The organism is Xanthovirga aplysinae (assembly GCF_009711365.1).
Classification (GTDB): domain Bacteria; phylum Bacteroidota; class Bacteroidia; order Cytophagales; family Cyclobacteriaceae; genus Xanthovirga; species Xanthovirga aplysinae.
Genome location: NZ_SMMB01001175.1, coordinates 1 through 10,312, shown reverse-complemented (window position 1 = coordinate 10,312; position 10,312 = coordinate 1). Strand labels below are relative to the sequence as shown.

Genomic DNA, 10,312 nt, shown 5'->3' with positions numbered 1-10,312 from the left:
TTTACAATACCATCCACATTATTAAGTTTTTGAATCAAAGTATCCAAATGTTGGGTGTCTTGTACATAAAGCATGATATGCCCTTCAAATATTCCGTCTTGTGTATCTACCGTAATGGTACGCATATTCACATTTAATTCACTTGAAATAACTTGCGTCAAATCATTTATCAGCCCCACTCTATCGGTACCTATAATTTCCAACCCTGCTAAAAAGGCTATCTCTTTTTGAGAAGTCCATTTGGCCTTTACTACCCTATACCCATAATTAGCCATTAATTCTGCAGCATTAGGGCAAGAAGTCCGGTGAATTTTAATTCCTTCATTTACGGTCACAAACCCAAACACATCATCTCCAGGGATCGGATTACAACATTTGGCCAATTTATAATCCACCACATCCATATCTTCGCCTATCAACAGCACATCGCGATCAGGTCCTTTAACTTTTGTGATCTCCTGTTTAAAAGACTTGGCATCAGATACATTTACAGGCCTACGACTTCTAACCAGAGGTTGCTCATCATCCTGAAAATGCTTGATCTCCTTAGGATCAATCAGGCCTTTACCTACATTATAAAAGAAATCCAGAGGGGTTTTTTCATTAAAATATGAACGAAGCTTATTGATGACCTCCTCGGTGAGATCAAGCTTCATTTGTTTTAATTTTCTAATAACAATCTCCCTGCCTTCCGTAGCTGCAGTCTTTTTGTCCTCTTTTAAAACTTCTTTAATCTTGGATTTGGCTTTTGAACTCACCACAAACCGCAGCCAGTCATCGTTAGGCTTTTGTCTGGAAGAGGTCAAAATCTCCACCTGATCTCCATTCTTAAGAACATGGTTTATGGGAACCAATTTTTGATTGACTTTAGCGCCAATACAGGAAGCACCAATCTCGGAATGAATATCAAATGCAAAATCAAGAGCGCTGGCTCCATAAGGAAGTGTTCTTAATTCTCCTTTGGGAGTAAAGACAAAAACCTCTTCATGGAATAAATTGGAGCGAAAATCATCCACAAATTCTATAGCGGTGGAATCATTTTTCTCCAGCATATCTCGCACCCTGCTAATCCATTGTTCCAGGTTAGATTCCGCTCCTCCTTTTGTACTTTCCTTGTATTTCCAATGAGCAGCATAACCCTTTTCCGCAATTTCGTCCATCCGGCGTGTACGAATTTGCACCTCTACCCATTGTCCCAATCGGCTCATAACCGTAGTATGCAGAGATTCATAGCCATTAGCCCGAGGTGTACTAATCCAATCCCTCAAACGATCTGGATTGGGTTTATAAAAATCTGTTACTATGGAATACACCTGCCAACAAGCCGGCTTTTCATTTTCCAGAGTGGTATCCAAAATAATCCTTATTGCAAAAAGATCATACACCTGATTAAAAGGTATATTTTGTTTTCGCATTTTATTCCAAATTGAAAAAACTGATTTAGGACGACCTTTAATAACAAAGTCAAACCCCTGTCGATTCAATTCACTCTGGATGGGTTTAATGAAGTTCCGGATAAAGCGATTTCTGGAAGCTTTAATTGAATTGATCTCTTCTACAATCTCATTATACTTCTCCGTTTCCGTATATTTAAGATATAAATCTTCTAATTCGGATTTAATTGCATACAACCCCAAGCGATGGGCTAGTGGAGCATATAAATAAATAGTTTCTGAAGAGACTTTCAGTTGTTTATCCCGGGGCATACTAGCCAGGGTACGCATATTGTGAAGGCGATCGGCAAGCTTAATTAAAATAACCCGTACATCATCGGAAAGTGTCAAAAGCATCTTCCGAAAGTTTTCGGCTTGCTGAGAACTTCCGTGCTCAAAGACACCGGAAATTTTGGTAAGACCATCTATAATACGAGCCACTTTCGAACCAAACTCTTCTTCCACCTCAGCTATGGTCCAGTCAGTATCCTCCACCACATCATGCAAAAGCGCACATACAATGGAGGTTGTTCCTAAGCCAATTTCTTCAACGCAAATCTGAGCAACATCCAGCGGATGGTAAATATAAGGCTCGCCAGATTTTCGACGCATATCTTTATGCGCTTCTGCAGAAAGATTAAATGCTTTCTTTATTAACTTAGCATCTCCCTCTTTTAAAAAAGGCTTGGCATGCCTCAATAGCTTTCTATACCTCCTTAAAATCTCCCGTTTTTCAGCCTCTTCGTCAACTTTAATCATTATCCTTATCTATAGAAATTAATAAAGTGGTACAAATATATTAAAGGTATTTAAGATTTAGGAATTAGAGCTTACAAATGAAACTTGTGTTTTCTAGAAAAGTACCTGATTAAAGAATAAGGTTTTAAGAATCAACTGACTAAAAGATTTCCTTCAATCTAGTCCATTACTTTAGGAAGTTTCCAATTAATTCCCCAACTCTACCATTCCTTTATCTTAAAAATCATTGTTTTCCCCTCAAATTGTTTTCCCCTCAATTCACTTTCCTATATCTCTGATAAAAAGTGGCAAATTATAGTATCTAACTACTAATAAACGATAAAAAGCCTTTATTTAACATTTTTGTATCCTGAAAAAATAGAACCTAAATTATTAAATCAAAAGAGCCAATTATTATCCCTTCAATTAAACTCACTTCAAGTTCGAACACTCATCATAAAGTAAAAACCAGTACCTAACTTCAATATCCTATAATTTTTAGAAGATGAAAGTTGTTATTATGAAAACATTATCTACCTTTGCATCACCAATTTAAAATCGGGCGGATGTTATTAAATTGGAAGATTTTAAGAACCAGTATCCAACGCTTAAAGCAGAGGGGTTCGAATTTATTTCATCCGCATAAGCGGGCCCTCAATCACGATATATGAAATGGGAAAATATCGAGATGGAGGGTTTTTGTTTTCATTATATCATACATTCTAAAAGTTATCTGCTTTGGACATCACATTAGACAAAAAAAGCTCCACAGAAGCTTCCGTTAAAATTAAGGTAAGTGAGGCTGATTATCAACCGAAGGTAGAGGAAAAAATTAAAGACTACCGAAAAAAGGTTAGCCTGAAGGGTTTTCGTCCTGGTAAAGTGCCCTCCACATTAATCAAAAAAATGTATGGTAAATCTATCCTGGTGGAAGAGATCAACCATATTTTGGCACATGCCATCACAGATTACATCAGAGAAAACAAAATCAATGCTTTAGGAGAACCTATTCCAGATAGAGAAAAAAGCGAACAAATTGACTGGGATAATCAGAAAGAATTTGAATTTGATTACCATATCGGTTTTGTTGAAGACTTTGATTACGATCTTTCTGAAAATAAGAAAGTAACAGCTTACCAAATAGAAGTTGATGAAAAGGTTATCAAGGAAACGATAGAAAATCTTCAAAAGCAATTTGGGCAATCTGAAAATCCAGAAACTTCTCAAGCCGGAGATATCCTCTATGGAAGTGTTAAAATTGAAGGAGAAGAAACTGTTCTAGAAGACATTTCTCTTGATATTAACGACATTAATGAGGATTTGCAATCGCAATTTATAGATGCTAAAAAAGAGGATACTCTTAAATTTGATATCAAAAAAGCATTTAAAACCGATGAAACGGTTGCAAAAACTCTCAAAAAAGACCTAGAAGAAGCGAAACAAATAAATGGGGAGGTTGAATTTTCTGTAAAAAACATCAACAGAACAGTCCCTTCAGAATTGAATCAAGAGTTATTTGATAAAGTATTTGGAAAAGAAGCCGTTTCTTCAGAGGAAGAGTTTAGAAACAAAATTAAAGAAAGTATCTCTGAGAATTATCAAAAAGAAACCGAAAATCTTTTAGCCAGAGACATTAAAAATAATTTTGTTGAGCAAACCAAAATGGAATTACCAGAAGAATTCCTGAAAAACTGGTTAAAACTCACCAATGAGAAATTAACTGACGAAGATCTTGAAAAAGAGTTTCCTCTTTACCTTCAAGACCTAAAATGGTCACTAATCACTGGCAAAATTGCGGAAGACAACGCTATCAAAGTCGAAAATGATGAAGTGATAGCCAAAACCAAGGAAATGATCAATGCTCAATTTGGCTCCATGGGATTAGGTGAACAAATGGAAGAGCAATTGAACGCTTTTGCTGACAGTTATTTGAAAGAAAAAAATGGGGAGAATTATAGAACCATGTTCAATCAAATAATGAATGATAAGATCATCAACCTGATCAAGGAAAAGATTAGTATAGAATCAGAATCAGTAGATGTAAAAAAATTCACTGAGATAGCCACAAAAGCAGCCTAAATATATCTTTCTGATGAAATCCACGTTTAAAGAAAGTAAGGATTGGCGCAATTCATAGTAAAGAGGAGATCCTCTAAGTGAAGAGGGATTAAAAAGGCTTTGAAGCGCCGACCGGGGACTTTCAAAACCTAATTTCTACCTCAAGTTGCTTTAAAATTTTGAATCGTGAGAATCCAAGTTGGATTAATAATATTAACAAAAGTCCTTTCATGAAAGGGCTTTTTTTTTAGTTTTGCATTTGGACTATGTATTAAATCTTGAAACCATCATGATCAATAAAGATGAATTCCGCAAATTTGCCATCCATAATCAAGGGATAAGTAGCACCACCATCGATCGCTACGAAAGTGCTATTGAAGGGATGACCCGTTCGGTCATTGAAGAACGCCCAACCAATTTCCGTGAAATTGATGTATTTTCCAGATTAATGATGGACAGAATAATCTTCCTGGGAACGCCCGTTGATGATTATATCGCAAACATTATTACGGCCCAATTGCTGTTTTTAGAATCAACAGATCCGAAAAAAGATATTTTATTGTATATCAATAGTCCAGGTGGTTCCGTTTATGCAGGGTTAGGGATTTATGATACCATGCAATATGTAGCTCCTGATGTTTCCACTATTTGCACTGGTTTAGCTGCATCAATGGGGGCAGTACTTCTTTCGGGAGGGGCCAATAACAAACGTTCAGCGTTACCTCATTCCAGAATTATGATTCACCAACCCCTGGGAGGTGCACAAGGACAAGCATCAGATATAGAAATTACTGCTAAGCAAATCATGATCCTAAAAAAGGAACTTTACGATATTTTAGCTGTTCACAGTGGTAAATCTGTTAAAGAAATAGAAAAAGATGCAGACCGGGATTACTGGATGATTGCTCCGGAGGCTAAACAGTACGGATTGATCGATGAGGTATTGGAACGCAAGAAATAAATGAAGGATTATGGCACAAGTGACATGTTCTTTTTGTGGAAGAAATAAAAAAGATGTTGACCTGATGATTTCGGGAATCAATGCCCATATATGCGATAAGTGTATTGGTCAGGCACAACAAATTCTGACAGAAGAACTAAAAACAAAGAACAAACAAACTGCTCCTAAATTTAAACTGATTAAGCCTATCGAGATGAAGGAGCATCTTGATCAATTTGTTGTAGGGCAAAATGAAGCCAAAAGGGTAATATCAGTGGCCGTTTATAACCACTACAAACGTTTGATGCAAAAAAAGGCTGAGGACGAGGATACGATCATTGAGAAATCAAATATCATTATGGTAGGTGAAACCGGAACAGGAAAAACTTACCTAGCCCGATCATTGGCCAAAATTCTGCAAGTACCTTTTTGTATTGCTGATGCCACCGTTTTAACGGAAGCTGGTTATGTAGGTGAGGACGTTGAGAGTATTCTTACTCGTCTTTTGCAGGCCGCTGACTACGATGTGGAAGCAGCAGAAAGGGGAATTGTTTACATTGACGAGATTGATAAAATTGCCCGAAAATCCGACAACCCTTCCATCACAAGAGATGTAAGTGGAGAAGGTGTTCAACAGGCTTTACTAAAATTACTTGAAGGTACGGTGGTAAATGTACCTCCTCAGGGGGGCCGAAAACATCCGGATCAAAAGATGATTGCGGTAAATACACAAAATATTTTGTTCATTTGTGGAGGTGCATTTGACGGCATTAGCCGAAATATTGCACGTCGTTTGAATACACAACCTTTAGGGTTTACCTCACCGGGGTTAGAAGAACTGATCATAGATCAGGAAAACATGCTCCAATACATTACGGCTCAAGACCTTAAAGATTTTGGCCTTATCCCGGAATTAATTGGTCGTTTACCTGTACTCTCATTTTTAAATCCACTTAATAAGGAAATTCTTTCTAAAATACTCACCGAACCCAAAAATGCTCTTACAAAGCAGTACAAAAAGCTTTTTGAGATGGAGGATATTAAGTTAGAATTTGATAAAAGTGGAATTAATTATATTGTAAACAAAGCAATCGAATTCAAATTAGGTGCCAGGGGATTACGATCCATTTGTGAAGCCATTATCACAGATGCCATGTTTGAACTTCCATCGGATAATACAGCAAAAAAATTGGTGATTACCAAAAAATATGCAGAGGAAAAACTAGAAAAATCTAAATTCAAAAAGCTAAAAGTCGCTTAACAATACATAATAGTGAAATTAGAATATTGAATAACGAAAATAATATCGCTAAACTTTGGTTCAGGCATTCCACCTGAACCAATTTTATTTTCTGAGGAGAAGGAAAACAGTTTATCTCAATTTATTGCATTAAAAATTAAGGAAGCAAGGGTTTCGGAAGTCTTCCTATCCCCCAATAAGGCTTTAACTTCCTGATAACCATTCTTTATCTTCTCCCTACCCTCCCCTTCATTCGCTGCCATCTCTAATTCCTTGGAAAGATTCTCAGCCGTCAAATCATGTTGCAATAGCTCTTTTACAACTTCCTTTCCGGCAATCAAATTTACAAGGGACATAAAGTCCACCTTTATCAACCTTTTTCCAATTTGATACTCCAGCTCAGTCGATTTATAACATACCACTTGAGGTACCTCAAAAAGTGCGGTTTCCAAAGTTGCTGTTCCAGAGGTAACAATGGCGGCATGAGCTTGGGAAAGCAAGTCATAAGTCTTACCAAACACCAGTTTTACATTACTATGTTTTTTGGCAGGCTCATAATACGATTTTGGAAGATTGTCCACTCCGGCTACTACAAACTGGTAAGCAGGGAATTTGTTAATAATTTCGAGCATTCGACCAAAAATAAACTTCAATTCTTGTTTACGACTTCCAGGCAATACGGCAATAATAGGTCTTTGGTCTAATTGATTTTGTATTCGGAAACCAGGATCCGGTTTAAATTCTCTAACAGCATCTAAAAGTGGATTTCCCACATAGTCCACCTTAAAACCATATTTTTCATAAAAAGCTTTCTCAAAAGGCAAAATTACAAACATCCGATCCACATTCCTTTTTATTTTCCAGGCCCTTGACTGATTCCAGGCCCAAACCTTTGGAGAAATGTAATAATGCACTTTAACACCATTCTTTTTGGCAAATTCAGCTATGCGCAAATTAAATCCAGCATAATCAATAAGTACCAACACATCGGGTTTATAATTCAGAATATCTTCTTTACAGAATCTTATCAACCTTCTTATGGTCAACAAATTCTTAATCACTTCCAGAGCTCCCATGAATGCCATATCCTTATAATGGTTAACCAAAAGGGCCCCTGAATCTCTCATATAATCCCCTCCCCATGCTCTAAACTCAGCATTTTCGTCTAACTTTTTTAGAGATTTAATCAAATTAGATCCATGTAAATCCCCGGATCGTTCACCGGCTATTAAATAATATTTCACCTTTTAATTTTTATTCTAATTATAAATTGGTGTTTATTCAACCCATATAGATTCAAAAATTTTTCCAACACTCAGGAAAATTTTAACCAAATCTAAGTTTTCAACAACACCCTTTAAGACAATATTAACAATTTCTATTCTAAAAAGGCTAAAAAAACAAAAAGGCTATCCCCTAAAGAGAAAGCCTAATTTGGAAATTCATTTATTCGTATTCTTTAATTATCCTTTTTGTCTATTCACCGTAATATTCGACAAAATTCTTTGGGGTCTCTACAAGCCGAAGACAATGTAAAATACCTGTTTTGGATATCTCACGAATTTTTGGTTCTAAGATTTTCCAAATTTCCATTACAAACACTTCACAACTGGCCATTTTCCCCTTCATAAAATCAACGTCCAAGTTAAGATTTTTATGATCAACCTTATCCACTACCTCAGTATTTATTAGACGTCCTAATTCTTTTAGATCGATTACAAAACCTGTATCTGGATCCGGCTTCCCTTTTACCGTCACAGTTAATTCAAAGTTATGCCCATGCCAGTTTGCATTAGAACAAGGCCCAAAAACTTCCTCATTTTTCTCCTTACTCCAGTTTGGGTTATATAATTTATGAGCCGCATTAAAATGCTCTTTCCTGCTAATGTACACCATCCTCCTAGCGATGAAATTATAATTGGCTGCAAATATAGAAACTTTATTTCAAAGAGTAAAAGGAGTAGTGAATAGGGAATAATTAATAAGGAATAAAACAAACCTAAATAATAGGTAATGGTTAATGTCAAAAAAACCTGATGAATAACCTATAATAATGCAATGTGTAAATGAATAATAAATATGAACGGTAAAAAAGAAAGAGAGTCTAACCGTTCATTTTTATTACTCATTATACAATTTAACGGTTAATTACTACTTTCTTCATGGTGACATTATTCCCAACTTCTAATTTAACCAAATACAGACCATCGGCTAGACCATTAAGGTTAAAGGAGTAATTAAAATCAAATTTAGAACTGTATTTTTCATCACTCAGGATCTGGTTCCCCATCATATCAAAGAAAGTAATTTGTATCACTTTTCCTGCTTCTGCCAAATTTGCCTGAATGTTTAATTTATCCTGGGCAGGGTTTGGGAACACTTTCCAATCTGTATCAATATTCGGTTTATCACCGGAGGCCAAAATGATATCACCTTGTATTTGGAGATTATCTATAGCCCAACCCCATCCATGAGCCAGTTGATCGACAAATAAGCGAAAGCGTATCAAAATTTCCTTCCCAGGCTTAAAAGCATTACGCAAGTTTATCACACGCCTTTTAAATAAATCTTTGGTACCCAAGGCTGTTGAATTCGGAATTTCAAGACCATCTAGTATTTCAATTTCCAAGCTGCTATTATATCGGCTCTCCCAAATGTCATGAGCGCGAGAATCATAACCATCTTGTAGAGGCACCCACTCCTCTCCTCCATCAGAGGAACCTTCCACCACTACATAATCGAAAAACTCAGCATCACCAAATTGAGTGCCCTCTACCCCAGCCTCTACTAATACAACCTCATCAAATGCCATTAGGTGTTCTTCTTCCCCTACAATGATTGGCACCTCCAATAAATAGGTGTAATTGGCTTCAAATGAAGGACTAACTCCATTCTTATAAGGATGCTCTGAATGAATTGCAGGGTCATTAAATCCGGTTTCTTTTCTCACAGAAAAGGAGGTTCCCACAAAATCGTTTTGGGCTGTGCTGAAATCATTAAAATATGAAGCTACTGCAGGTTGAATTGCCCCAACCTCCACTTCAAAAAAACCTGATTCCGGAAAAGAAACCTGGTGAGGTTCTGCTGCCTGATCCTTAGCTACGATTCTATAATGCACAATATCTCCTTCTGTTAAATTCAAATCTTCTCCTAAAATAAATGTGGTCAAATAACGATCATCCTTTTCAAGGATCATATCTTTTGACTCGGCAGAAGCCTCATTCACAAAATATTCAACCCGGACCTCATCAAGCCCTAAATTATCAATCACAATGGCCTCAACTTCAAATTTCTCCTGAGGCAATAAAACATAATCGATAACCTGGTGATCAATTACAGGGTCAATCGTATCCTTTCCCGCATAAAAAACATGATAAAATTCAGGTGCACTTCAGGGAGCAGTGTAACTCTTCCCATATGCATCTTCCACTGTAAGATAATAACCAATAAACTTTTCCTCTTCAGCAGCAGGAATTGTAGCTTTATATTCATTGGGATTAGCAGTTGGGGTCATTTGCACCACTTCTTCTTCCTGCTCATTATAAAAGTAATGTAATTTAATAGATTCCTCTATTACGGTAGAATCACCATCCACTTTCACAAGTACATCTCTAGCACTATTCAAATCTTCTGTATCTTTTAGGAACTCGTGATCTAGATAAACATTAAGCCAGCCCATTACAGCAAACATAGATAAGGTCATCTCCCCTGGCACATGAATAGCTTCCCCCTTACCGATTTCAGGGGTCATAAGGGAAGCGGAATGTCCCATTTGAAAGTCCTCTTCATCCAAATGGGAAATGCTGGAACCGAAATTAAAAGAAGAAGGGGCATAAACTCTTGGAGGCTGATTACTAAAATTAAATGTTTTAACAATTTCACTATCAAACTGTACATCTTCAC

At 36.6% G+C, this 10,312-nt stretch carries 7 protein-coding genes and 1 pseudogene; 3 read left to right on the top strand and 5 right to left on the bottom strand.

The features are described 5' to 3' along the window. Positions 1–2,192 (bottom strand): RelA/SpoT family protein (locus E1171_RS15565; RefSeq protein ID WP_155206969.1); only part of this gene is annotated, 2,192 nt, incomplete at its 3' end. 717 nt (positions 2,193–2,909) lie between these two features. On the opposite strand from E1171_RS15565, the gene tig reads away from it, so the two are divergent. The 3 genes from tig to clpX all read left to right on the top strand — a co-directional run bounded on the left by tig (position 2,910) and on the right by clpX (position 6,430). Beyond that, positions 2,910–4,250: a trigger factor gene (gene tig, locus E1171_RS15560; protein WP_155206968.1), complete on the top strand. Its 1,341-nt coding sequence runs from the start codon at positions 2,910–2,912 to the stop codon at positions 4,248–4,250. Between the two features lie 268 nt (positions 4,251–4,518). Next, complete coding sequence (locus E1171_RS15555) at positions 4,519–5,190, top strand: ClpP family protease (protein WP_155206967.1); 672 nt, start codon at positions 4,519–4,521, stop codon at positions 5,188–5,190. Between the two features lie 10 nt (positions 5,191–5,200). Further along, a complete protein-coding gene (gene clpX, locus E1171_RS15550) occupies positions 5,201–6,430 on the top strand; it encodes an ATP-dependent Clp protease ATP-binding subunit ClpX (RefSeq protein WP_155206966.1) in 1,230 nt (409 codons plus the stop codon). A 116-nt stretch (positions 6,431–6,546) separates the two neighbouring features. Here the strand turns inward: clpX and lpxB are convergent, their stop codons facing one another. The 4 genes and pseudogenes from lpxB to E1171_RS23895 all read right to left on the bottom strand — a co-directional run. Next, positions 6,547–7,653 carry a lipid-A-disaccharide synthase gene (gene lpxB, locus E1171_RS15545; RefSeq protein ID WP_187696488.1) on the bottom strand — a complete coding sequence of 369 codons (1,107 nt, stop codon included), beginning with the start codon at positions 7,651–7,653 and terminating at the stop codon, positions 6,547–6,549. 232 nt (positions 7,654–7,885) lie between these two features. Continuing rightward, entirely contained in the window at positions 7,886–8,305 is a 420-nt protein-coding gene (locus E1171_RS15540) for a 6-pyruvoyl trahydropterin synthase family protein (protein WP_155206965.1), read from the bottom strand. Between the two features lie 241 nt (positions 8,306–8,546). After that, complete coding sequence (locus tag E1171_RS15535; RefSeq protein WP_222931518.1) at positions 8,547–9,713, bottom strand: T9SS type A sorting domain-containing protein; 1,167 nt, start codon at positions 9,711–9,713, stop codon at positions 8,547–8,549. 87 nt (positions 9,714–9,800) lie between these two features. Then, positions 9,801–10,312 (bottom strand): annotated as a pseudogene (locus E1171_RS23895) (hypothetical protein); the annotation flags it as partial.

What these genes read in the sequence shown, in the direction of transcription:
- E1171_RS15555 (WP_155206967.1), top strand. Translation starts at nt 4,519, where the DNA reads ATGATCAATAAAGATGAATTCCGCAAATTTGCCATCCATAATCAAGGG.
- clpX (WP_155206966.1), top strand. Translation starts at nt 5,201, where the DNA reads ATGGCACAAGTGACATGTTCTTTTTGTGGAAGAAATAAAAAAGATGTT.
- E1171_RS15540 (WP_155206965.1), bottom strand. Translation starts at nt 8,305, where the DNA reads ATGGTGTACATTAGCAGGAAAGAGCATTTTAATGCGGCTCATAAATTA.